Source organism: Streptosporangium sandarakinum (assembly GCF_050942225.1).
In the GTDB taxonomy this organism is placed as follows: domain Bacteria; phylum Actinomycetota; class Actinomycetes; order Streptosporangiales; family Streptosporangiaceae; genus Streptosporangium; species Streptosporangium nondiastaticum.
The window spans coordinates 4482782-4506910 of the sequence record NZ_CP192034.1 but is presented as its reverse complement, the minus strand read 5'-3'; the positions used below and the strand labels follow the sequence as shown (position 1 = coordinate 4506910).

19 protein-coding genes and 4 pseudogenes are annotated in these 24129 nt (G+C 71.0%); 17 read left to right on the top strand and 6 right to left on the bottom strand.

From position 1 onward, the window contains the following. Window positions 1-157: 157 nt before the first annotated feature. The gene (locus tag ACQP10_RS21235) at window positions 158-655 is read right to left on the bottom strand and encodes a tautomerase family protein (RefSeq protein WP_185071978.1); all 498 of its coding nucleotides are present in this window, start codon (window positions 653-655) and stop codon (window positions 158-160) included. Between the two features lie 94 nt (window positions 656-749). Here ACQP10_RS21235 and ACQP10_RS21230 point away from each other — a divergent pair, with 94 nt between their 5' ends. Together ACQP10_RS21230 and ACQP10_RS21225 are read left to right on the top strand one after the other, a co-directional pair. Then, a complete protein-coding gene (locus tag ACQP10_RS21230; protein ID WP_139578314.1) occupies window positions 750-1241 on the top strand; it encodes a winged helix-turn-helix transcriptional regulator in 492 nt (163 codons plus the stop codon). A gap of 266 nt (window positions 1242-1507) precedes the next feature. Next, complete coding sequence (locus ACQP10_RS21225) at window positions 1508-2428, top strand: serine protein kinase RIO (RefSeq protein ID WP_346021042.1); 921 nt, start codon at window positions 1508-1510, stop codon at window positions 2426-2428. Window positions 2429-2569: 141 nt separating this feature from the next. Here ACQP10_RS21225 and ACQP10_RS21220 read toward each other — a convergent pair whose 3' ends face one another. Beyond that, window positions 2570-2863 (bottom strand): recombinase family protein, encoded by a 294-nt coding sequence (locus tag ACQP10_RS21220; protein ID WP_433541933.1) that lies wholly within the window; start codon window positions 2861-2863, stop codon window positions 2570-2572. On the opposite strand from ACQP10_RS21220, the gene ACQP10_RS21215 reads away from it, so the two are divergent. The 8 genes from ACQP10_RS21215 to ACQP10_RS21180 all read left to right on the top strand — a co-directional run bounded on the left by ACQP10_RS21215 (window position 2802) and on the right by ACQP10_RS21180 (window position 14703). Continuing rightward, on the top strand, window positions 2802-3266 hold the full coding sequence (locus ACQP10_RS21215; protein ID WP_433539563.1) for an alpha/beta hydrolase fold domain-containing protein: 465 nt from the start codon (window positions 2802-2804) through the stop codon (window positions 3264-3266). The genes ACQP10_RS21220 and ACQP10_RS21215 overlap by 62 nt on opposite strands. Before the next feature lie 357 nt (window positions 3267-3623). Next, a complete protein-coding gene (locus ACQP10_RS21210) occupies window positions 3624-6527 on the top strand; it encodes an AAA family ATPase (RefSeq protein ID WP_389998464.1) in 2904 nt (967 codons plus the stop codon). 72 nt (window positions 6528-6599) lie between these two features. Next, window positions 6600-6734, top strand: a complete 135-nt coding sequence (locus ACQP10_RS21205) for a hypothetical protein (protein WP_346021044.1) — start codon at window positions 6600-6602, stop codon at window positions 6732-6734. Between the two features lie 58 nt (window positions 6735-6792). Then, complete coding sequence (locus ACQP10_RS21200) at window positions 6793-9234, top strand: hypothetical protein (RefSeq protein WP_433539562.1); 2442 nt, start codon at window positions 6793-6795, stop codon at window positions 9232-9234. 14 nt (window positions 9235-9248) lie between these two features. Further along, on the top strand, window positions 9249-10448 hold the full coding sequence (locus ACQP10_RS21195) for a hypothetical protein (RefSeq protein ID WP_346021046.1): 1200 nt from the start codon (window positions 9249-9251) through the stop codon (window positions 10446-10448). Between the two features lie 10 nt (window positions 10449-10458). After that, window positions 10459-11682: a hypothetical protein gene (locus ACQP10_RS21190; protein WP_433539561.1), complete on the top strand. Its 1224-nt coding sequence runs from the start codon at window positions 10459-10461 to the stop codon at window positions 11680-11682. 1 nt (window position 11683) lies between these two features. Next, on the top strand, window positions 11684-14188 hold the full coding sequence (locus ACQP10_RS21185) for a S8 family serine peptidase (protein ID WP_433539560.1): 2505 nt from the start codon (window positions 11684-11686) through the stop codon (window positions 14186-14188). Between the two features lie 251 nt (window positions 14189-14439). Continuing rightward, entirely contained in the window at window positions 14440-14703 is a 264-nt protein-coding gene (locus tag ACQP10_RS21180) for a hypothetical protein (RefSeq protein ID WP_433539559.1), read from the top strand. Between the two features lie 9 nt (window positions 14704-14712). Here the strand turns inward: ACQP10_RS21180 and ACQP10_RS21175 are convergent, their stop codons facing one another. Then, complete coding sequence (locus tag ACQP10_RS21175) at window positions 14713-16311, bottom strand: MFS transporter (RefSeq protein ID WP_433539558.1); 1599 nt, start codon at window positions 16309-16311, stop codon at window positions 14713-14715. 208 nt (window positions 16312-16519) lie between these two features. Here ACQP10_RS21175 and ACQP10_RS21170 point away from each other — a divergent pair, with 208 nt between their 5' ends. From ACQP10_RS21170 to ACQP10_RS21140, 7 genes and pseudogenes are all read left to right on the top strand, one after another. Continuing rightward, window positions 16520-17386, top strand: coding sequence for a TetR/AcrR family transcriptional regulator (locus tag ACQP10_RS21170; RefSeq protein ID WP_399500947.1), 867 nt, complete (start codon window positions 16520-16522; stop codon window positions 17384-17386). A 337-nt stretch (window positions 17387-17723) separates the two neighbouring features. Further along, window positions 17724-18158, top strand: a pseudogene (locus ACQP10_RS21165) (transposase family protein); the annotation flags it as partial. 721 nt (window positions 18159-18879) lie between these two features. Then, window positions 18880-19365, top strand: coding sequence for a hypothetical protein (locus tag ACQP10_RS21160; protein WP_346021052.1), 486 nt, complete (start codon window positions 18880-18882; stop codon window positions 19363-19365). Between the two features lie 8 nt (window positions 19366-19373). Next, window positions 19374-19513, top strand: a pseudogene (locus tag ACQP10_RS21155) (IS5/IS1182 family transposase); the annotation flags it as partial. A 437-nt stretch (window positions 19514-19950) separates the two neighbouring features. After that, window positions 19951-20328 (top strand): annotated as a pseudogene (locus tag ACQP10_RS21150) (ISKra4 family transposase); the annotation flags it as partial. 279 nt (window positions 20329-20607) lie between these two features. Beyond that, window positions 20608-21029 (top strand): annotated as a pseudogene (locus tag ACQP10_RS21145) (transposase); the annotation flags it as partial. Between the two features lie 224 nt (window positions 21030-21253). After that, the gene (locus ACQP10_RS21140; protein WP_346021053.1) at window positions 21254-21535 is read left to right on the top strand and encodes a hypothetical protein; all 282 of its coding nucleotides are present in this window, start codon (window positions 21254-21256) and stop codon (window positions 21533-21535) included. Here the strand turns inward: ACQP10_RS21140 and ACQP10_RS21135 are convergent. From ACQP10_RS21135 to ACQP10_RS21125, 3 genes are all read right to left on the bottom strand, one after another. Next, on the bottom strand, window positions 21487-22506 hold the full coding sequence (locus ACQP10_RS21135; RefSeq protein WP_346021054.1) for an aminotransferase class V-fold PLP-dependent enzyme: 1020 nt from the start codon (window positions 22504-22506) through the stop codon (window positions 21487-21489). The genes ACQP10_RS21140 and ACQP10_RS21135 overlap by 49 nt on opposite strands. 87 nt (window positions 22507-22593) lie before the next feature. Then, entirely contained in the window at window positions 22594-22932 is a 339-nt protein-coding gene (locus ACQP10_RS21130) for a response regulator transcription factor (protein ID WP_399500950.1), read from the bottom strand. 526 nt (window positions 22933-23458) lie between these two features. After that, window positions 23459-23794 (bottom strand): hypothetical protein, encoded by a 336-nt coding sequence (locus ACQP10_RS21125; protein ID WP_346021056.1) that lies wholly within the window; start codon window positions 23792-23794, stop codon window positions 23459-23461. Window positions 23795-24129: the final 335 nt, after the last annotated feature.

Below are 24129 nucleotides of genomic sequence, written 5' to 3'. Positions count from 1 at the left end.
ATCGCCGTCGGGGCACTGCTCGACGGGGTCCCCGAGTCCGGAATCTTGGCAGAGCCGTTCTATGTGCGGTCCCTTGGGGAACACGCTTCACGGTGAGGCATCGGAAGGCCCCGCCAGGAACACCTGCCGCATCGATCCCCACTTCGTTCGCCGCTCATCAGGGCAGGCGGGCGTGTTCGGCTCGGGTGGCAGCGATCCGCTCACGCGCGAGCGTACGGGCCCGCTTGGTGTCGTCGCCGGTGAGTCGGGCGAGGATCGTTGCGAGCGGCCTGATCTGGCCCCAGCCGCCCCAGTGACCTTCAGGGATCTCGGTGGGGAATACCCAGATCCGGCTGGCGTCACGCGGCCAGGCGCCGTTCTCCGCGTCGAGGATCGCCTCGGTGACCTCGGCGATGACGCTCGCACGCTTCTGCTCGTCGAGCTGGCCCTCGGGGACGGACGGGACGACCTTGTAGCGGGGTGCGTCCGCGGGTTCTCCGCCGACGTAGATGCCGGCCGGCCGGTGCAGCCAAAGCCAGGAGACGGAACGGCTCACCGGGTCGGCGGGGTCGAATCCCTCGTTGCGGACGAGGATCTCGGTGATGCGGTTCAGCAGGGCCGCCTCGGCGTCCGGCTGGAGCGCGCCGTCGGGAATGTACACGTCGAGCATGGGCATAGTCGATCTCCTTTATGAGTTTAGTTCTTCAACTCAGGCCGGAGTCTACGAGGGCTAAGTACAGCTTGTAAACTCAGATGGGTATACTCGTCCCATGGAGACGCGGCGAATCGACCCGGTGAACTGCTCGGTGGCGCGCGCCCTCTCGGTGGTGGGGGAGCGCTGGTCGCTGCTGATCGTTCGTGAAGCGCTGGACGGCGCGCGCCGGTTCGGCGAGTTCCACTCCCGCCTCGGGATCGCCAGAAATCTCCTGGCGACTCGGCTCGAGACCTTGGTGACCGCGGGAGTGATGCGCCGCGTGCCCTATCAGGAGCCCGGGGATCGGCAGCGCTTCGCCTACGAGCTCACCGAGCAGGGCCGGGCGTTGCGGCCCACGCTCGTGGCGCTCCTGGAATGGGGCGACACGTACCTCGCCGACCCGCAGGGCCCGTCGGTCATCGTCCGGCACCGGCCCGTCGACGATGCGAGCTCCTGCGACGAGCCGGTCAAGGTCGTCCTCGAGTGCGCTGCGGGGCACAGCCACCTCGCCCCGGAAGACGTCTGCCGCACGCCCGGGCCGGGCGCGCGCTTCGTGGAAAGCTCCTGAGATCCCGGGATCGTACTGAGCAGCTCATATCGCGAGAAGCATGATCCGAACAGCGGGGCGGTGGGGGCCGCGCGGGAGCTCCGGCTGAGCCCGGCCGCACGGTGCCGGCTCCGGTAAATACGTTGCGGGGTCCGAAACGGGTGGGGCATGCTGGGTCGATCGAGCGGCGGAGAGCGCTGCCTGAACCAAGGAGGGCTGACGAATGGCCATCACTGCGCTGCGGCACGTCCGTATCAGCCCCACCTCTCTGTTCAGGAGCACACCCGTTGTCTTCCGAGTACGAACTCTCTGACACCTACTCCGACCTCGACTCCCGCCGGTCCGAATTCACCGGTGAGGAGTCCCGGCCAGATCCGACCGCAGCCTTCGTCTTCGAGTTCCATTCGGTCGACGAGGAGCTGGGCCCAGGTCAGCGGTGGTCCACCTGGCTGGAGGTCGAGCGCGGTTCTCGCGGCCCGGAACCACGTCCCTCGTGGGTCGTGACGGAACAGGCCGCGATCGACACCGAGCTCGGCGTCCTCAAAACCGGCAAGGAAGCCGACGTCTTCCTGCTCGAACGGGCCGTCGAAGCCATCGGCGACAACCCGGCGAAGTCCTCGCTGCTGGCCGCGAAACGGTATCGCACCGAAGAGCACCGGTCCTTCCACCGCAGTACGTCGTACGTCGAAGGCCGCCGTACCCGCAACAGCCGCGACGGCCGGGCGATGGCGAAGAAGACCTCGCACGGCCGCAGTGTCGCGGCCGGTCAGTGGGCATACGCCGAATGGGACGCCCTCAACCGGTTGTGGAAGGCCGGCGTCCCGGTGCCGTACCCCGTGCAGGTGGACGGCACCGAGCTGCTGATGGAGTTCATCGACGACGGCGAGGGCGGTGCCGCGCCCCGGCTCGCCCAGGTCCGGCCGTCGAAGGAGCTGCTCGGTGTGTACTTCGAGCAGCTCCGCAACGGCATGCGCGAACTGGCCCGCGCGGGGCTCGCGCACGGCGACCTTTCGCCGTACAACGTCCTCGCGCAGGCCGAGCGGATCGTGATGATCGACCTGCCCCAGGTCGTCGACATCGTCGGCAACCCGAAGGGCATGGACTTCCTGATGCGCGACTGCCACAACATGGCCACGTGGTTCACGAACCGCGGGCTTGAGATCGACGAACAGGAGCTGTTCGCCGACCTGCTCACGATGGTGTTCTGATCGCCTTCTGCACGGCGACGCGCTCGGACACCGACAGGTCCATCCGGAACCTACGGCGGTGTGGCGAAGTGGGGTCCCGGTAGCACTCACGAGGTTTCGGTCGGATATGGCTGTGACCTGCGGTGATGCCGCTGCTGGGCCTCATCGCGCCGCCGGGCGGGCTGCAGGAGGAGGAATCCGCGGAGTTCGCCGCGAGTTCCGTGCGATCGCTTCGGCGATGTGGGTGCCGCCGTCGTACGTCTTCCGGGCCTGGTCGAGCCGCCGCCGGGTGAGCCCGGGGCGGCGGCCACCGACGCGGGCACGGGCGGCGGCCAGGCCGTCGTTGGTGTCGGCGACGACGAGTTCACGTTGCGGTTCGGCAAGCACGCTCAGCATGCCGAACATGGCGCGGCCCTCCATGGTGGAGGTGTCGATGCCCTGCTCGACCACGTGCAGTTCGATCGATCCACCCGTACACCCGGCGCCGTGCCGGCACGCCTACCGCGGGGTGGACCCGTACTTCGCTCCGGCCGGCATCGAGTGGCTCTTCGACCGGTACGCCGCCGGCAGCGACAGGTCGGCGCCCGAGCTGAGCCCGGTCTTCGCCGATCTCACCGGACTGCCGCCCCTGCTGATCCAGGCCGGCTCGAGCGAGCTCCTGCAGGACGACGCCGTACGGCCGGCCGGACGCGCCGGGGCCGGTGCTCGCGCCCCGCGACGAGGAACGCGCCGGTTGGCAGACCGCCCGCCGGTATCGTCCCGCCCTCGTCGCGGTCCCCAGGAGGCGCGCGGGACGGGACGGCGCACAGACCCGGTTCCTCATGGCTCTGGCCGGCGGCTGATTCCTTGGAGCCCCTAACGGAATGATCTCTGTTGTGCTTTGATCTCTCGCCGTGGCAGCGGTGAGAGGAGCGGCAGGTGGCGCGGCCGAGGCCGTGGGAGGTCGGTGACGAGCTGCGGGCGGTCATCGAGCCGCTGCCGCCGACGAAGGCGACGGTGTCCGGGTCGCCGCCCCGGTTGTCGTGAAGGTCCACGATCAGCGCCTGGGCGCGGGAGGCCAAGGTGAGCGCGGCGCGTGCACGAAGGACCACGGACCACCCGATCATCGACCTCCGCCGGGGGCCGGGCCCGAAGCTCGCCCCCGTCTCCACCCGCCGGTGAAACAGGAGCGTGATATACACCCCCTTATAGAATGAACGAGACTGATGTGTCGCAAGTGGCACAACCGGACGCGCTCACACCGGCGCTCATCGGCCGCGACGACGCCATGGCCACGATGGTCGCCGCGCTGTCGCGGCCCGCCCTCGTGCTCGTCGAAGGCGAGGCGGGCATCGGCAAATCCCGCCTGCTGGACGAGTGCCTGGCCGCCCCCGCCCTACGCGGGCGCGTGGTGCTCATGGCCGCCTGCCCTCCCCTGGAGGAACCCTTCCCGCTCGGCGCGGTCGTCGACGGGCTGCGCGTCTTCCACGACCGCCTGGGTGATCTGGCACTGAGCCCACTGGCCGGCGCGCTGCGCCCGCTGTTCCCGGAGTGGGCGTCGTGGCTGCCGCCGGCGCTGGAGGCGCTGCCCGACCCGCAGGAGACCCGACACCGGCTCTTTCGCGCGCTCAGCGAGCTGATCGACGCGCTCGGCGTGGACGTGCTGGTGGTCGAGGACGCGCACTGGGCGGACGCGGCCACGCTCGACTGGCTGCTCACCCTGGCCGCCTCCCGGGACGCCAAGCGCTCCATCGTGGTCACCTACCGGCCACTGGACGTCGGCGAGGGCTCGCCGCTGCTGCGCCTGACCTCGCGGCCGCCCAGGAACATGGCCTGGGAGCGCATCTCGCTGGAGCCGCTGGACGTGCCGCAGACCCGCGCCCTGGTGGAGTCGATGTTCGCCACCGCCGACGTGTCCGACCGCTTCGCGGCCTTCCTGCACGAGCACACCGGCGGCATCCCGCTGGCGCTGGAGGAGACCGTGCGCCTGTTGCGCGCCCGGCGTGACATCTTCCGGTCCGAGAGCGGCTGGCGCCGCCGCATCACCGAGGAACTGCGCGTCCCGCCCACGATGCGCGACTCCGTCCTGGAACGCGTCGCCCGCCTCGACCCGGGCACCCGCGCCGTGCTGGAGGCCGCCGCGGTGCTGGAGGCGCCCGCCGACGAGGCGCTCATCGCGGCGGTCGCCGGCCTCGGCGAACCCACCGCCCGCGACGGCCTGACCGGCGCGCTCGCCTCGGGCCTGCTGCGCGAGGCCGGGCGCGGCACGTTCGCCTTCCGCCACGTGCTGGCCTCGCGCGCGGTCGCCGAGGCCACCCCGATCCCCTCCCGCCGCAGGCTGCACCACCGCGCGGCCCTGGCCCTGCGTGAGGGCGAGCATCCGCCCGTGGTACGGCTGTGCCGCCACTTCCGCGAGTCCGGCGACGTCGAGGAGTGGTGCCGCTACGCCGAGGCGGCGGCCGAGCTCGCCCTGGAGGCGGGTGACGGCCACACCACGGTCGCCATGATGCTGGACCTGCTGACCACCGCCGACCATCCGGTGGAGCGCCGGGTCCGCCTGGCGCGGCGGCTCGGCATGGCCGTCTCCGTCACCGCCGAGCCCCTGCTGGGGTTGGGGGAGCGGGTCCGCTCCGCGCTGGAGGAGACCCTCGCCCACCCCGGCCTGCCGGCCCAGGCCAGGGGAGAGATCGGGTTGCGGCTGGGCCGCCTCCGCTTCCACCTGGGCGAGTTCGAGGCCGCGATGGTGGGCCTGGAGGCCGCCATGCCGGACCTGGAGGACCGGCCCGAGCTCGCCGTCCAGGCCATGCTGTTGCTGGCCAACCCGATGATCCGCGCCTGGCCCCGCACGCGGCACCTGGCCTGGGCCGGCCGGGCGGAGGAGCTCTTCCCACTGGTCAGCGGGCCGGTCGAGCGGGCCGCCTTCCTCAGCAACCAGGTCGCTGCGCTGCTCGGCCTCGGCGAGGAGGACGGCTGGCGGGTGGCGCGCAGCCTCCCCGCCGACGGGGCGGGGAGGCTGGAACGCCAGGAGATCGCCCGCGGGCGCCTGATGGCGGGCCAGTTCTGCACGCTGTGGGGCAGGCACGACGACGCCCGCGCCTACCTGGACTCGGCGGCGGCACTGGTGGAGCGAGTGGGGTATCGCCGGATCGAGGACGTCCTGAGGCTGGCGCGGGCGCACTTGGCCTGGCACGACGGGCGGTGGGAGGGCCTGGACGACGTGGCCGCCGAACTGGCCGGCTCGGAGGCGGCCGACGAGGCGACCCGCCTGGAGGCGCGCATGATCCAGGGCTTGCTGGACCTGGCGCGCGGCGCCCCGCAGCGGGCCGAGCGTCGGCTGCGCGAGGTCCTGGCCGCCAGCCTCCCACGCGGGCACGCCGATCCGTTCATCTTCCCCGACGTCGCGCTGGCGCGGATCCTGCTCTCGCGCGGCGAGCCGGAGGCCGCGCTGGAGATCACCGAGCCGGTCCTGGACATGATCGTCAGGAAGGACGTGTGGCTGTGGGCCACGGAGGTCCTGCCGGTCCATCTGGACACTCTGCTGGCCGCCGGGCGGGCGGGGGAGCGTGGCGGCCTGGTGGCGGCCTTCGCCGCCGGGATGTCCGGCCGTAACGCCCCCGCCGCCGCCGCGGCCGTCCTGACCTGCCGTGCCATGGTCACCGCCGACCCGCGAGCGGCGGCCGGCCTGTTCGGCCGGGCCGCGGCGGCGTGGGCGGCGCTGCCGCGCCCCTATGACCGGCTGCTCGCCACCGAACGCCAGGGGCGCCGCCTGCTCCAGGCGGGAGAGCGCGAGCGGGGCTTGACCGTGCTGGAGCAGAGCCAGCGGCTGCTGACGGAGCTGGGCGCGCGCTGGGACGCGGACCGGGTGGCCCACCTGCTGCGCGAGCAGGGAGTCGAGGTGGCCCGCCCGTGGCGCGGCGGGCGCAGGGGCTACGGCGACCGCCTCTCCCCGCGCGAGGTGGAGATCGTCGCCCTGGTGGCGCGCGGGTGGACCAACAAGCGCATCGCCGAGATCCTGACGCTGTCGCCGCGCACGGTGGAACGCCACCTCAGCGCCGCCATGCGCAAGCTGTCGGTCACCACGCGCACCGCACTGGTCACCGCGGCCGCCGCCGAGGGACTGCTGGACCAGACACCGACATAGAACGCCTCTTCCGCATTAATTGGGTGATTTACCGACTCGCGACGTAGGTGGGCCAGCTCGATCCTGATCTTCATGCGCAACGATCAGCCGGACACCGAGCCGGACACAGCGTCGGGCACGACACCCGATACCGAGCCGGACACCGTCGGGGAGCAGCAGCACCTCCCCGACGAGCCCCCGCCCGACGGCGCGCACGAGCCGCTGTGAACCACCACGTCGTCCGCCTGCCGTACCGGCGCGGGCAGAAAGCGGAACAGAGATGAAAATGCACAGGTTGGGCTTCGCGCGCCTCCCGCGCCTGGCCACGACCGGCCTGGTGCTGGCGCTGGCGGGGGCGGGCCTCGCCGGGCCCGCCGCGGCCGCCCCGCCGCGCGACCCCGCCGCGATCACCACGAACCCCGTGAACCCCACGAACCCTGTGAACCCTGTGAGCCCCACAGGTTCCACGACCCGACCCGGCAAGGCGAGCACCTCCACGGTGACGCTGCTGACCGGCGACCGCTTCCGGGTCGACGTCGACGAGTACGGCGGCCAGCAGGTCAGCCGGCTCCCCGGCGGCTCCCCGGCCGGCGGCACGTTCTCGCGGTTCACCCTCGGCGGCGACACCTACGTCGTGCCGTCCGAGGCGGTGCCGTACCTCGGCAGGACCATCGACATGCGCCTGTTCAACATCGGTTACCTGGTGCGGGCCAAGCTGGACGACGAACGCAGCGCGACCCTCCCCGTCACCGTGCGGGCCGGCCGCGCCCGGGCCGAGGCCCTGCCCGCCACCAGCGTCACCGCCGCCGCCGACGGCGCGGCCACCGCGACGGTCACCAAGAAGGACGCCGCCGCGCTGGGCAGGCTGCTGGCCGAGACCTGGCGCGACGCGAAGGGCGCCGCCGTCGGCACGCTGCCCGGCGTCGAGCGGATCGAGCTCGCCGTCCCCGAGGGCGCGCCCGAACCTCCGCCCTCGCCGCTGGCCGCCGACGCGCCCGCCGCCAGGGCCGCCGCCGGGGGCCTGCGCTACCACATGCTGACCGTCGACTCGATCGACCGCGACGGCACTCCCGGCACGATGATCGGCGCGGTGCAGAACGTCGACGACGGGGCCCTGGCCACCTTCGGCTTCGCCTTCCCCGGCGAGGACAAGAAGTCGTTCATGGTGCCCGAAGGCACCTACAGCATCATGGCCACCGTGCTCACCGCCCCGGGGACCGACCTCACGGCGAAGACCGCACTGGTGATCAAGCCCGAGGTGCGGGTCACCTCCGACACCAGCGTGGTGCTGGACGCCCGGGACGCGGTGCCGTACCGGCCGGTTCTGGCCACGCCGCCGCAGGCGCCGCTGATCCGGTCCGACTCGCTGGCGTTCCTGCGCACCAGCGTCGCGGGCGACCAGACAGGCGTCAGCCCGTCCGGGATGGTGGCGGGCTTCCTGTGGCAGACCATCTCCGACCCGGTCACCGGCAGCCCCGACCTGTACATCACCCCGACCAAGCCGGTCAAGCGGGGACACTTCAACTTCGCGGGCTTCACCATGCTGGCCGAGAACGCCGACTCCGGCCCGCAGATGGGCGCGACCTACAAACTGGTCTTCCCCTACGGCGGCGCCGTCCCGGCCACGATGACGCAGGCCGTCAAGAAGTCGGAGCTGGCCGCGGTGCGGTCGACGCTGTACAACACCGCATCCGACCACGCCTCGCCGGGCCCGCTCAACCGGCTGTCGTACGTGTTCCTGCCGTGGGGGTGGTCCGACGCCGGCCACGGCAGCCTGCCGGCCACCGGAGAGCGCGTCGACTACGTCTACAGCACCAAGCCCGACCAGGTCTACTGGCAGCACGCCATGGGCACCGACACCCAGGAGCGCGTTTACGGCGTGCGCCGCAAGCTGCGTCCGGGCCAGGAGGTCCGCGAGGTGTGGAACCTCGGCCCCAGGACGCCGTCGGCGGGCGCCACCTACGTGCAGGAGGCCCGCCCCGGGATGGGCGGAACCCCGGACACGCTGGTGGACGAACCGCTGCTGCAGGTCTGCCTGGCCTGCCGGCAGGGCTCCCTCGGCACGGTCTACCTGACGGGCTTCGCCGACTCCGAGCCGCTGCACTCGGCGGAGGAGCAGTACGCCGCGTCGCGGCTGACGTTCTACCGGGACGGCAAGCCCGCCTTCGACCTGGGCGCCGGCGGCTACTCGCCCTACCTGCCCGCACCGGTGACGCTGCCGCTGCTGCCCCGCCCGGCGGACTACCGCCTGGTGTGGAACTTCGCCAGCCAGGCGAACGCCCAGTCGCAGAGCCGGACCGAGTGGACGTTCCGCGCCGGCCCCGGCGACGCGGCCGCCGCGCTGCCCGACACCGTCCAGTGCGCCGACCCCACGCGGGGCTGCTCCTTCCTGCCGCTGTTGTTCGTGCACTGGAACCTGGCGCTCGACTTCGACTCCCGGGCCGAGGCCGGGCAGGCGTTCGACGTCGGCTTCCGGGTCTCGCACCAGGAGCACCAGGCCCCGCCCACCCGCGTGACGGCCACGGTCGAGGTGTCCTACGACGACGGCAGGACCTGGTCGGAGCCGAAGGCCGCCACCGCCGGGCCCGGCGGCACGTTCACCGCGCCGATCACACACCCGGACTACTCCGAGCCGGTCCGCTGGGTGTCGCTGCGGGTCACGGCGCAGGCCGCCGACGGCGGCACCGTCACCCAGACCAACATCCGCGCCTACCGGCTCGCCGGCTGACCGGGAGACATGACATGCGCATCCATCGGATGACGACGCTCGGCGGCGTGGTGGCGATGCTGCTCACCACACTGACCCCGCTGACCTCGCTCGCCCCGGCCGCCTCGGCCGCCGCCGCGCCGCCGGCCGCGAACGCCGCCTGCCCCGAGGACACCGGGCAGGCGACGTGCCTGCTGCGCGCCGCCACCGGCGGCGGCGACCGCCCGCTGCCGAACGGCGCCGCCACCACCGGCGGCGGGCCGCTGACCGCCAAGGACCTGCAGGAGGCCTACCGGCTGCCCGCAGACTGGCTGGGCGGCGGCCAGACCGTGGCCATCGTGTCCCCGTACGACAACGTCACGGCCGAGGACGAACTGGCCGAGTACCGCAAGGTCAATGGCATGCCCCCGTGCGACGCCGACTTCCCCTGCTTCAGGAAGGTCAACCAGCGCGGTGGTGACACCCCGCCGGCCCCGAGCCCCGCCTGGTCGCTGCACGGCACCATCGGGTTGGAACTCGCCGCTGCCGCCTGCCCCAACTGCAAGCTCCTGCTGGTGCAGGCCGACGACGAGTCCCTGGCCAGCATGGCGGCGGCCGTGGACCAGGCCGCCGCCCAGGGCGCCACCGCGGTCGTGCCCATGTGGGGCGTGGCCGAGCACGAGGGCCAGGGCGCGCAGGCCGCCCACTTCGACCACACCCGCACCGCCGTCGTCGCCCCCTCGGGCATGGGCTTCAACAGCGGTGGACGCCAGACCGTCCCGGCGGCCTACCCGTCGGTGATCGCCGTCGGCGGCACCCAGCTCCACCGGGACCCGGCCACCGCTCGCGGGTGGAACGAGTCCGTCTGGCGCGACACCGCCTCCGGCTGCTCGATGTACGAGCTCCGCCCGGCCTGGCAGCCGCGCGGAGCCTGCGGGACCCGGCGCACCGTGGCCGACGTCTCGGCGGTGGCCTCCGCCGACACCCCGGTCCAGGTCTACAGCTCCCGCCTGGGCGGGTGGGGCACCGCCGCGGGCACCCCCGTCGCGGCGGCGTTCATCGCCGGCGTGTACGGCCTGGCCGGCACGGACTCGGCCACCCCGGCCGGCAAGCGGCTCTACGCCGCCTCCCGGTACCTGAACGACATCACCGCGGGAAGCAACGGCGCCTGCGGCGGCGGCGACATCTGCACCGCGGTGCGCGGTTACGACGGGCCCAGCGGCATGGGCACCCCCAACGGCACCGGCGCCTTCTAGGAGACCCCTGATGCGAACACCACGATCCCCGCGCCGGCGGTTGCGGCGCGCCACCGTCGCGGCCGGCCTGACCGCCCTGCTCGGCACGGCCCTCACCGCGATCACCACCACCCCGGCCGGTGCCGGGACGCCGGCGGACTGCGCGCCCACCTGGAAGATGCTCGCCGCTCCCGCGAGCGAGGGCGTCGTCGACGTCGACGTGGTCGCCCGCGGCGACGTGCGCTTCTCCGAGCAACTCAGCGGGGGCGTCCGGTCGCTGCGCTGGAACGGCCGCTCCCTGGTCGAGAACGGCCCGCAGATCCCCGTGCCCGCGCGGACCGCGAACCGCTTCCAGGTGGGCAGCGGCTCGTTCGACGCCACCGGCGGCTGGACACTCGTCAATCTGCACGGCCCCTACCAGCCGGACGGCACCGGTGTGCTGGCCCGTCTCGACGGCGGGCGCTGGACGCTCACCCCCGCCGCGGTGTCGCACAACCCCGAGACCGGCCCGTCGTGGCTGTCGGACGTCGCCACGGTGGACTCCGCCCGGGCGTGGGCGGTGGGCCGCACCGAGGGGGCGGAGGGCGGCGCGCTCATCCAGCGCTGGGACGGCACGGAGTGGACGGTGGCCGACCACCCCGCCGCGCGCAACGCCTGGGCGAGCCTGCGGTCGGTGAAGGCGGTGTCGGCCACCGACGTCTGGTCCGCCGGGTACCGCAGAAACGAGCAGACCGGCAAGTACCAGCCGCTGGTCCTGCACTACGACGGCACGGCCTGGACCGACACCGCGCTGCCGGACACCGGCCCGGAAGGGATGCTGTACGCGGTCGCCGCGTCCGGCCCCGACAACGTCTGGGCGGCGGGCATCTCCGGCAGCCAGAGCAACCCGAAGCCGCTCCTGCTCCACTGGGACGGGCGGAGCTGGACCACGATGACCCCACCGCCGACGGGCCCCTACGGCAGCGAGATCCGCAACCTGTACGCGCCCGCTCCCGGCAAACTGTGGGCCATCACCAACGACAGCAGCATGGGCGTGTTCCACCTGCAACATTGGGACGGCGCCGCCTGGCAGGAGGCCAAGCCTCAGGGCGAGCAGCCGGAGGCGTACGGATTCTTCTTCTTCGACGTGGACGGCAGCGGCCCCGACGACGTGTGGCTGACGGGCTCCTCCTACCGGACGGAACCCTCCGACATCGGCTACCCGCAGGTGCTGTCCCGCCGCCTGATCGCCCACCTGAGCTGCGGGAGCAAGTGACGTGAGATTCCCCCGTACGGCGCCCGCGCTGGCGTGCGCCCTGAGCATGCTGGGCGTCGCCCTGACCGGCGCCACCCCGGCGCGGGCCGCCGGCGACGAGCCGGTGATCGCCCCGGCCGTGCTGGCGAGCTTCGCCGAGCACGCCACCACGGACTTCTGGGTGCGCATGTCGGGCAAGGCCGACCTCGCGCCCGCGGCGAAGGCCAAGAGCCGTACCGCCCGCGGTCAGGACGTCGTCGACCGGCTGCACGCCAACGCCGACCGCGCCCAGGAGCCGCTGCGCAGGCTGCTGAAGGCCGAGGGCGTGAAGTCCGACGCGTTCTGGGTCACCAACGCCGTCTACGTGGAGAACGCCTCCGAGGCGCTCGCCAAGAAGATCGCGAAGCTGCCCGGCGTCGAGGAGATCCGCGCGCCCGCGACGTACACCATCCCCGAGCCGGTCCGGAGCGAGCCCTCCGGGGCCGCCGCCGCGACGGGACTCACCTGGGGCGTGTCCAACATCAACGCCGATGACGTGTGGGAGCGGACCGGCCGCCGCGGCGAGGACATCGTCATCGCCAACATCGACTCCGGCGTGCAGTACGACCACCCCGCGCTGGTCGGGAGCTACCGGGGCAACAACGGCGACGGCACCTTCACCCACGACTACAACTGGTTCGACCCGCTCAGCGAGTGCGGGAGCGACGCGCCGTGCGACCTGAACTCCCACGGCACCCACACCATGGGCACCATGGCGGGCGACGACGGCCAGGGCAACCGGATCGGCGTCGCCCCGGGTGTGCGCTGGATGGCCGGCAAGGGCTGCTCCAGCGACACCTGTTCGGAGCGGGCCCTCGTCGCGACCTCGCAGTGGATGCTCGCACCCACCGACCTGTCCGGCGCCCACCCGGATGTGTCCAAGCGACCGCACATCGTCAACAACTCCTGGGGTTCGCCGCTGACCACCCAGCCGTTCATGGAGGACATCCAGCTCGCCTGGGCGGCCTCCGGCATCATGGGCGTCTGGTCCAACGGCAACGACGGCCCCGGCTGCCAGACCTCCGGGACGCCCGGAGGCCGCATCATCAACTATGCGGTCGGCGCGTACGACGTCGACAACAAGATCGCGAGCTTCTCCAGCCGCGGCCCCGGCCAGGACGGCGAGATCAAGCCGAACATCTCCGCCCCCGGCGTGGACGTCCGCTCGTCGATCCCCGGCGGCGGCTACGCCTTCTACAACGGCACCTCGATGGCGGCGCCGCACGTCGCCGGAGCGGTCGCGCTGCTGTGGTCGGCCCGCCCCGAGTACGCCCGCGACATCGAAGGCACCCGCCTGCTGCTGGACCTGTCGGCCATCGACACCGACGACACCACCTGCGGCGGCACGGCGGCCGACAACGCCGTCTACGGTGAGGGCCGCCTGGACGCCCTGGCCCTGGTCGACGCCGGCATGAACGGCACCGCCACGCTGGCGGGCACCGTCACCGACGCCGCCACCGGCAAGCCGGTCCAGGGCGCCACCGTCACCGTCACCGGCCCGCTGACCCGCACCTCCGCCCTCGGCGCCGAAGGCGCCTACAACTACGCGCTCATCGCGGGCGAGTACCAGGTCAAAGCCGAGGCGTTCGGCTACCAGACCACGACCGCGACCGTCACGCTGAGCAAAGACGACTCCGCCACCCGGGACATCGCGCTACCGCCGACCGCCCGGATCGACCTGACCGGCACCGTCGCCGACGGCTCCGGCCTCGGCCGCGGACTCGCCGCGGAGATCACCGCCGACGACGGCAGAGGCCACACCTGGAGCGCCGAGTCCGACCCCGGCACCGGCGCCTACAGGCTGCCCCTGCTCCCGTCGCTGGCCTACACCGTCACCATCCGCTCCACCGAACCCGGCTACGACCCGGCCGTCCGCCAGGTCACCATGGGCGAGACGGGCGGGCGGCTCGACGTCGGCCTGACCGTCTCCCTGGCCTGCGTCGCCCGAGGCTACGAGGTGGTCCGCGACGGCAGCACCCAGCCGTTCGACGGCACCGCCAAGCCCAAGGGCTGGACCGTCACCGACGTCGATCCCCGCATCCCCAACTACGCCTACCAGCCCGGCTGGGTCTTCACCGACGCAGGCAAGCGGGGCAACCACACCGGCGGCAAGGGCGGCTTCGCCATCGTCGACTCCCTGCACTCCGGCAAGGGCCATCTCCAGGACACCTACCTGACCAGCCCCTCCTACAACCTGACCGGCCGGACCACGGCCACCCTCGAGTTCGCCCACGACCTGAAGCCGGCGGTCAACTCCACGACCGGCGTGGACCTCAGCGTGGACGGGGGCCGCACCTGGAAGACCGTCTGGTCGGCCAAGGGCTTCCCCGGCGCCCCCGGCCCGGCCGTCCACGTCGTCCCGCTGGCCGCCGCCAACGGGCAGGCCGACGTCAAGGTCCGTCTCCACTACCGGGGGCAGTTGTCCGGTTGGTGGGCCGTCGACGACCTGTTCGTCGGCGACCGCGCCTGCCGGCCCGCGGCGACCTGACCCTCCGCCGCTCAGCGCGACCCCCGGCCCCGCCCGGGGGTCGCCCTGTGTGTGCACGCCTTTCCGCGGGTCATGTGGCGGACAGGGCGTCATCCGGGGGAACGGCCGGAATACGGCCGGGCCTTCCGCGAGCTCGGCCGCGCGATCCGCCGGTTCGGCGACCGGACGCTCAACCCTTCGAGGAGGTTGCGGCCGAGGCGGCCGACCTCCTGGACGGTCAGCATGTCGCCGTCGCGGATGTGGGACGGGGCTTGAGCGGCAACCGAACGACCGGTGGCGTCAACGAGCCCGCGGGGAGCGCGCTGTCGCCACCGGCCGTTCCGATGCGGGCGGCCTGGTCACCGGTCCGGCTGAGCCTGGTCAGGTGGCAGGTCGGCGAGCGCGGTTCGCACGGCGGCCCGGCCGACCCCGTGGACGCGTGCGAGGGCGACGATCGACGCGCCCCGGTCCTGGAACGCCGCCCGCGCCTCTTCGCGCCGGGCGGCGTCGAGCGCGGGCGCCGGTCCGGCCCATGAGATCTTTGCTCACGATGAGGTCGCCGTGAAGTCCAGGTCATCCGCTTGGCCCCGGCCGTTGTGTCCTGTCGCGGATTCCGGGGCTTCGGATCCGGGCCGGGTGTACGCGGTGCGGAGCAGGAGGGCGATGAGGATGGCCGCGCCCGTCATCAGAACGACGCAGGCCACCGAGGCGATCCGCATCTCTTGGGCGAAGGCGTCGAATGCCACGCTGCGCAGCATTCCGGCGGTGCCCTCCGGAAGGGTCGCGGCTGTGTCGACGGCGCCGCCGAGGGTGTCCCGCGCGGCCTCCAGTTCGTTGGGCGTGAGGGCGTCAGGGGCCTTGGCCGCCAGTTCCGAACGGTAGACAGCGGTGCCGATGCTGCCCAGGATCGCGATGCCCAGCGCCCCGCCGAACTCGGCAGAGGTCTCGGCCATGGCGGAGGCCGCCCCGGCCCGCTCCGGTGGTGCGGCGGACACGAGCACCTCGGTGACCACGGCGGAGACTCCGCCGATACCGATCGCGACGACCGTCATGCCGCTGACGAGGTAGACGATTCCCGAATCGGCTTGGATCAGGGTCAGCACGGCGTAGCCGGCGGCTGCCACGAGCAGCCCGGCGGCGATCACGTTGGGTTTACCGATGCGGGGCGCGATCGCGGTGGCCAGTGCGATGCCCAGGGGCATCACGAGGAAGGTGGGCAGGGACCACAGGGCCGACTCGAACGGTCCCATGCCCAGAACGAGTTGCATGAACTGCCAGTTGAACAGGGAGAAGCCGACCAGTCCGAACGTCGCCAGCGCGTCGATGAGCAAGGGCACGTTGAACCGGCGTGTGCGGAACAGCGCAAGGTCGATCATCGGGTTCGCGGTCACACGCTGGCGGTGGATGAAGGCCGCCCCCATGGCGAGTCCGGCGGCGCAGTACAGCAGAGGGACCCACCCGAAGCCATGCTCCGCCAGCAGTTTGACGCCGTAGATGACGCCGAGCACGGCCAGGAGGGACAGCGCGGCGCCGAGCAGGTCGAAACGGCCCGGCCTGGGGTCGCGGTATTCGGGGAGTAGCAGCGGGCCGAGGACCAGGAGCAGGACCATCACCGGCACGTTGATCAGGAAGACCGATCCCCACCAGAAACGCTCCAGCAGCAGTCCGCCGATGATCGGGCCGAGTACGGCGCCGCCCGCGAAGCCCGCCGTCCAGACACCGACCGCGGTGGCCCGCTGTTTGGCGTCGTGGAACATGTTGCGGATCAGGGAAAGCGTGGACGGCGCCAGCGTGGATCCGGCGATGCCCAGGAGCGCGCGGGCCGCGATGAGCATCCCGGAGCTGGTCGAGTAGGCCGCCAGAACGGAGGCGGCGCCGAAGGCTGCGGCGCCTGCGAGCAGCACCCGCCGCCGTCCGATCCGGTCGCCGAGTGTGCCCATCGTGATGAGCAGGCCGGCGAGGAGGAAGCCGTAGGCGTCCATGATCCACAGTAGTTCGGAGCTGCCCGGTTTGAGGTCGGCCGTCAGGGACGGGAGTGCAACGAACATGACGGACATATCCATGGATGCCAGCACGCAGGGCAGCACCAGGACCGCGAGCCCGACCCACTCCCTGGTTCCAGCTGTTCTGTCTACTTCAGTCATTTCCTCGGTTCCTGAGTCGTGTTGGCCAGGTCGGGACCGATCGTCCCGATGCGTACTTTGTACGCACTGGAGCGTACACAATACGCATGCACGCCGATCCCGTACAACGGCTTTTTGAGCTGCTGATTTGCTCGTACTGTGCACCTGCATCCTCAATGGGCTAGGATTTCGACACAACCTTGAAAGTGTGACGAAAAGGAGCGTGGTGATGTCGGTGCAACCGGCATGCGCGTCATGCGGCAAGTCGCTGGAGCCCGCCGATCGGGGACGGCCGAGGCTCTACTGCTCCCGCGCGTGCCAGGCGAAGGTGTACCGGGCGCGCAGAGCGGAAGCGCCGGCCGACGCCCCGGAGAACGATGACGGCGCGCCGCATCTCACCGTTGAGCGCATCGTGCGAGCCGGGATCGCCATCGCGGACGCGGAGGGGCTCGACGCGCTGTCGATGCGGCGGGTCGCCATGGACCTCGGCACCGGCGCCATGTCCTTGTACCGGCATGTGGCGTCCAAGGACGACCTGGTGACCCTGATGGTGGAGGCCGCGATGACCGACGTGCCCCTGCCCGACTCGGCGCCGCGGGACTGGCGTCACGGCCTCGAACGCGCCGCATACCGTGACTGGGACCTGTACCACCGCCATCCGTGGATCCTGCCGAGGGTCATGGTGACAACCCGCGCGCACTTCAGCCCGGCTCTCGCCGCGGACAGCGAAAGCGCCTTCTCCGCGTTCGACGAGCTCGACCTCGAACCTGCCGAGGCTTTCCGGTACATGTTCATGTTCGCCTCGTACGTGCAAGGCGTGGCGCTGACCTACGTCAGCGATGTGGAGGCGGAACGGCAATCGGGAATCGCCCTAACCCGGGGGACGAAAGCCTCGAGCGAGGCGCAGAATCCGCTTTTCGTACCCGGAGCGTATCCCCGGCTCGCCCGCGCAATGCGCGCAGGCGCCACCCCCTGGGACCTCGACGCCTTGTTCGCCTCAGGTCTCGCCGGTGTCTTGGACGGCATCGCGGCCGATCTGGCGAGACGAGGCATCGATTCGAGGCCTGACGAACATCGGAACGAGAAGTCACGCTGAGCCGAGTCCACTGGGCTGCTTAACGTGACCTCTCGTTCCGATGTCTCTCGGCGGATGCGCCGGTTCCTTGGTGCCGGGCATGCCGGGCATGCCGGGCATGCCGGGCATGCCGGGCATGCCGGGCATTGCGTGTATCGCGGGCGGAGGGCCTATTCGGCTTTGGGTGCGGCTCCTTCTGAGGGAGTGGCTGAGCTGGGGGTTCGTGGTTGGGGCCTGGTTGGGTGAGCGATCACCGTCCTACCGTCTGAGGCAAGGCGGTGATGGCGATGGGCTCGTTGCTGGAGGAGCTGGCGCGGCGGGAGGCTGCGGCTCGGCGTCGGATCGAGGGGCTGCGACAGCCGATCGGCCCTACTTCTCCGGTAAGCACCGCGTGCACGGGATGAACGTCCCGGTCATCGCCACACCGGACGGGACGATCCTGTGGACCTCGGGCGCGCTGTCCGGCAGAACCCATGACCTCACCGCCGCCCGGATCTGGGGCATCCTGCGCGCGTTGGAGAAGGCCGGCATCATCACCCTGGCCGACAAGGCGTATCAGGGGGCCGAGGGCCCGGTCGTCACTCCGTACAAAGGCAAGAACAAACCCCAGTCCCAAAAGCAGGCCAACCGCTCACACGCCCGCCTACGCGCACCCGGCGAGCGTGCGAACGCCCAGCTCAAGAGCTGGCGCATCCTGCGAAAGCTACGCAGCAGCCCCAGCAAGGCCGGCCACCTGTGCAAGGCCATCGCCGTCCTCCAAAATCACCGCGCCGCACAGGCCGCACGAGGATGAAAAAGGGTCAGTGTTGCAACTTGGCGAAGGGGCCTGCGTCGTATACGCGTCGCCGCGGGTGCTCAGGCAGTCACCTCCATGGCATTTCAGATGGTGACGCGTGTAATCGCTCGATAGCCAGGGCTCTGTAAAGCCGTCGGCTCAGCCTGCCCAGGCCCGAACCCCGAACCCGTCATCCAGGCCGAATCTCCCAGGCAGGCCGTGCCTCAGCGCTGATCGTGGGCCAGTCGTGGGCCAAGTACATCTCTCGGGGGAGGGTAATCGACGTATGCCCAGGTTGGGAGGCTTATCCTGTGAAAGGTGCAACCCTCTCCGGAGCCGGGAGCGCAAGTTCGAATCTTGCAGGGGGCACACGATCTTGACCAGCAGTTTTGGCTGCTGACCAGGGTGAACATTGTAGATACGGGCGGGCCTCCAGTCTCACGGAGTCCCGCCCGTTCTCGTTGACGCTCGCAGGTTGTGGGCCAGTTGTGGACCATGATCGAGCCGGTCCCCAGCCAGTGGTGCTTCCTCGGCTGCGTCGATCCTGGCGCGCGTCAGTAGATCCCCATCGCCCTGGTGGTGAACGCTCGTAGGCGGTCACGATCAGCACGAGAGCGCGTGTGATGCGCTGGATGGTGATGGACTCGTGACATACGGCATAGATCGCGGCGATCTAGACTTGCTTTGCTCCAAGAAGCGACACCTCGTTCGGACCTCGCTATCCACGTAGGAGTCTCGCATGCAAATCCGCCGCACTCGCCTCGCCCGCAGCGTCGCCTCGCTGGCCGCCGCGCTGACCCTCGCTGGCGCGCTCGCCGCCCCCGCCTCAGCGTCCGCCAACCGCTCCGCTCTGACGTACTTCACGGTCAGGAGCGGCAACGAGTGCGTGCAGGCGTCATTCGATTACACCTATACCTATATCAACACCTACAACGGCCGGAAGGCCTACAAGGTGTATCTGAGTGGGCAGCTGACCGGTTATAACAGCGACTGCTACTACGGCGGCTACGGCGGCGCGCTCCAGTTCAAGGGGTACAGGTACTCCGGAGGTACGTGGACCAACCACTCCGCGACCACCTTCGTAAGCTATGAGCCCGGCGACGCCACGATCGGGGTCACCACGGACGATCTTCCGGACGGCCTGTACTCCGACCTGCACTTCCGAGCCTGCAACAAGGGTCCGACGGGTTACGTCGGCACCTGTGGGGCCTGGACGGGCTCGTGACCCCGGACGACCGCCCCCAGGCCAAGCTCCGCGGCCCTGGTGAACGCGCGAACGCCCAGCTCAAAGCTGGCGCATCCTGCGCAAACTCCGCTGCTGCCCCAGCAAGGCCGGTCGCCTGGGCAAGGCCATCGCCGTCCTTCGGAACCACCACATAGCTCAGGCCGCGAGGATGTATAGGAACGGGCAGGCCTCCAGTCTCGAGGGAGTCCTGCCCGTTCTTGTTGGCGCTCAGATCCAGCTCGCGTCGTCACCGCTTTGTCCGCCGTAAGGGCGCAGGGCCTTCCTGAATGGGGAAGCAATCGACAGCATGCCCCGATCAACTTTTTTCTGCTCTGCCGGACATGTGAAGGGTGATCAGCTCGCCTCGTGAAGGTTCCCTCTGTGCCAAGCTCAAGTGAGACAAACAGGGACCAAGTTCCTTAACTGATATGAGCAGGGCGAGAACGCGGTGCCGCACTGGCGACCCGGCATGAAGGCGGCGGTGCTGCCGCGCGCGTACCGGGACGCGGCGGAGATCATGGCCGATGCCGGGCGGGCGATACGGGCCGGGCAGATCGCGGTGGCGATGGGAATGCCGGATGAGGCCGCCAAGCGGGAAGGGCTGCGCTCCAAGCTGAAGCGGCTGGTGGAACGCGGCTGGCGGCCGGGGAGAAACCGGCGCGCAAACGGATGGCGACGCTGGGGGTGGTCTACGACGCCGAACCGGCGCCGCGGCGGCCGCACGATGTGATCGCCGTCCCCGGCGGCGGGCGATCCGGCCGGCGCCTGCCACGGGCCCGGCCGAACGCGACGCGCAAGTGGCTGTGCGGCTCGGTCATCACCGGCCCCGGCCCTGTGATCGCCAAGGTGTTCGACCATGCCGGGGCCCGCGATCCCGCGCATGCCCGTCCCTGGGTCGTGCTCGTCGACGGGGCCCGCCACCAGCTCGACCTGGTCACCGCCGAAGCCGCCCGGCGCCGCATCCATCAGACCGACTACCAGGACGGATACGCCCTTACGGCTTGATCGCTTCAGTCACTCAGGAGGAGCCGCACCCTTCGGCTTTCGAGGGGGATGGGTGCGGAAATCAGCTCATGCCCTGCTACCTGCAGTGTTCCGAGAGCCAGAGCCGACGGTGCTGCATCCTGCCGGGTTCCCCGGACGGGAGCCGATGCGGCTGGGCTGCGGAACGGGACCTGCCCGCCGCCGAGTACGGGTCCTGGTCCACCGTCCATGACCGGTTCCGCTCGTGGGCGGTGAACGGTGTCCTTCGTGCTCACCCCCGGTCAAGCTGGAGACGGCCCGCAGTTCGCGCGGTGCCGGAGCGCATCGGGATCCGCCTGCCCATCGGCCGTCCGCGTACCAGGCCGGGCGCGGTGGCCGCCGATAAGGCGTACTCCTCCCGCGGCAACCGTGCCCATCTGCGCAAGCGCGGGATCGAGGCAGTCATCCCGGAGAAGGCCGACCGGGCGGCCCACCACAGGAAGCGCGGCTCACGCGGCGGCCGCCCGGTCCGCCATGATCCGGATCTCTACAAGGAGCGCAATGCGGTGGAACGGTGCGTCAACCGGGTCAAGGAGTGGCGTGGGCCGTCCTTCCGGTTCGACAAGACCCCCGGCAGTTACCCGGCTGGTCTTCATCGCCGGGGAGCCGTCCTGTGGGTCCGCAGCCTACGACCGGCCTGAAGATCCGAACTCCATACAGGCCCGAGGGCCGGGGGCCATGGACGCTCGCCTGCGTCAACGACGACAGCAGCCATCTGGCCGAGATCAGGTGCCTGTTCCGCGTTGGCGACATCGCTGCGGCGGGTGGCTCCACGCCGGGGCCCGGCGCACGACCGCTTCCGCCGGTTCCCGCGGGGTCGGCGCGGGCCGCCCTCGGCTCGGTCGTGAGCTCGGGTGAGGAGAGCGTGCGTATCGTGACCGGCAGGGTCGGTGCCGGCGTGGTGGGTCTGGAGCTCTCCACGGAGGCGAAAGGCGGCGTGACCGCGACCGTCACCGGCGGCTGCTTCACGGCCTGGTGGCCGGACGCGCCGACGACGGAGGAGCGCGAGAACGCCTCACCTCGCGGCCCGTTTCTGCCGTGTTCCGGTGGTACCCCGTCCACGCATTTCGATGGCCAGGGCGCACTGGATCGCGAGGCTCAGATCAGCGCCGCGACGGCGGTGTCCACGTCGGCTTCCGTCGTGTAGAGATGAAAGGCGAGACGTGCCGCGCCGTTGCGGACGGATGCGCGGATGCCGGCCGCCGCGAGCCGCTCGGCCGCGCCCGGACGCGTGACGCTGACGATCGCGCTGTCGCCGGGCGGCATGCCGAGGCCGGCCCGAAACCGGTTGGCCAGCCGTACGTCATGGTCGTGGATCGGACCGATGCCGATCTCCAGGAGCAGCTCCAGCGTGGGGGCGGCTGCGACATAGGAGAACCAGGGGGCGGCGATGTCGAATCGCCGGGCGTCCTTCGCCAGCCGCAGCGGCGGGCCGTACGAGGCGTCGCCGTCACCGGCGTACCAGTTGGCGGCGATCGGCCGGATGCGGTCGCGCACGGCCGGGCTCACGTAGCAGAAGGCGGTGCCGCGCGGGCACATCAGCCACTTGTACGCCGAGACGGCGAGGACGTCGAAGGGCGTCGCGTCGACCGGTATCCAGCCGACCGCCTGGGTTGCGTCGGCGATGACGAGCGCGCCGTGCGCCCGCGCCGCCGTGACGACCTCGTCCACGGCGGCGACCTCACCCGTCGCGGACTGGACCAGGCTGAAGGCGACCGCGTCAGTGCGCTCGTCGATCGCGCCGGGCAGGTCCGCGGGCGGCACCGTGCGCACATCGAGATCGTGCACGAGCCAGGGGAACAGGTTCGACGTCTGCTCAATGTCGGGGACGACGACGCGCGAGCCGGGCGGCAGTGAAGCCGCGACCGGGGCCAGCACCTGCGAGGCGGAGGCGCCCACGGCCACGTCGTCGGCCGCGACGCCGACCAGACGTGCGAACGCGCCGCGCGCGCGATCGGTGGACCGGTCCCACTTGTCCCAGCCGTTTGCTCCACGGCGCCACTCGGCCAGCGCGCTCTGCAGCGCCTCGAACGCCGGCTCCGGAGGTATGCCGTAGCTCGCGGTGTTCAGCCATCCCGGCTCCGGATGCCATAGGCGTACCGCCTCGTCAAGATTCATTCTGGTGAGCCTAGGGCTCGGACGGCGCCCGGAGAACACCGGCCAGGTCATGGCGTCGCGGTGTACGGGGCGATGACCGGAACTCGTTCACCTCGACGGTGACACCGGGCCCGCGTCGTAGGCGAGGATGACGAGTTGGACCCGGTCGCCTGCGTCGAGCTTGGTCAGCAGCCCCACGTACGCCTTGACGGCGGCGACGCTGATGACCATTTCGGAAGCCATTTCCGTACTGGTCAAACCTCGCGCGATCAGGGTGAGGACCTCGCGTTCGCGTTCCGTGATGCCCTCCGGTTCCTGCGGCGCGGGGGCGGGACGACCGGCGAATGTCTCGATTATGGCGACCGTCCCGAAACTCTCGCCGCCTGGGCGGTTGGCCTGCTGCGTGCGCAAGGCCTCGGCCGCGGTCGAGGAATGCCGGAGCGCCACAGCCTGTCACGCACGGTGAGGGCCGGCAGGGCGGCTACCCGGCGCCACTCCTGCCGGCCCCTTCCCCGCGCCTTTTCCGGGCGCAGCCGATGGGGTGTGGACTGCGGCACGGAAAGACCGGGAGCCGCCATCACGGCGGGATGATCATGGTACTCCACCGGCCACACCGTGCCGCCCCCACATTGCGGACAAGCCGACCGAAGGTGTGGGGCGCGGGGCGGCTGAGGGGGCGACGGAGCAGGCGGCGATGCCGGCTGGGCAGGTGGCCGAGGTGCGCGGGCAGCTTGCGCTGATCGTGCGGCAGGTGGCGCACCGGGGGGCAGCACACCGTGCCGGCCGGCATGGTGGCCGGCAACCACAGGCTGGTGTCGGAGCGGTTGGACGGGCATTCAGGCGGCGGCGGAGGAGCGCGCCGGGGAGCGGGCGCGGATTCAGACGATGGCAACGCCCGATGGTTCGCCACGTGGGTGTCAATCGTCGTGTCGCGGGTGTTCGGCGTGCTCGGCATCGTGCTTACGACCTGGGCCTAGCCGGAGAACCTCTTCGCGAGATCCCGGGCCCACTGTGCGACCTTGGCCGCCTGGTCGCCGGTGATGGGCGCGCCGGGCATCCGGCTCAGGCGCTCCACCTGCTCGGCGAAACCCAGGTGTTCCCGGTGGGCGTGTTCCCGGCAGGCGAGGCAGGTGACGCTCTCCGGACGAGACGAGGTCATCACATAGGGCACCTGCAGTCCGCAACCGGTGGTGACGACACGCGGCGTGTCGGGCACAAGCCCTAGCGACGACACGATCACATTGCGGAAGGCGGCCCCGGCCTGCAGCACCTTCCGTTCGACGTGGACATGCGGGTCGGTCTCTGTCATCTGCGTCCACGCCTCCATCCGCGTCGTCCCAGAATCAGACTGATGCATTGACACTCAAGGTCAGCTGGGCCGGCCAGGCCGCTCCTGGTGGACACCGGAATCGCCGCTGTCCGCGGTCGGCCCACGTGCCTTCGAAAACAAGACCTTAAGCCGGGCCCCGGTCGAGGAGGCCGGTGTGAGGCGGGCCGCGCGGGGTGCCCGATGTCATCACTGCCCCCCGCCCTGCCGGTCGGGGGTCGTATCGTCAGGCGGCTGCTCCAGGAGAACCCGCAGAACGGTGACGGCTACCTTGCGCCGAGGTGCCTTGTCCGTTCGCAGAGCGGTCAAGGCGGCAC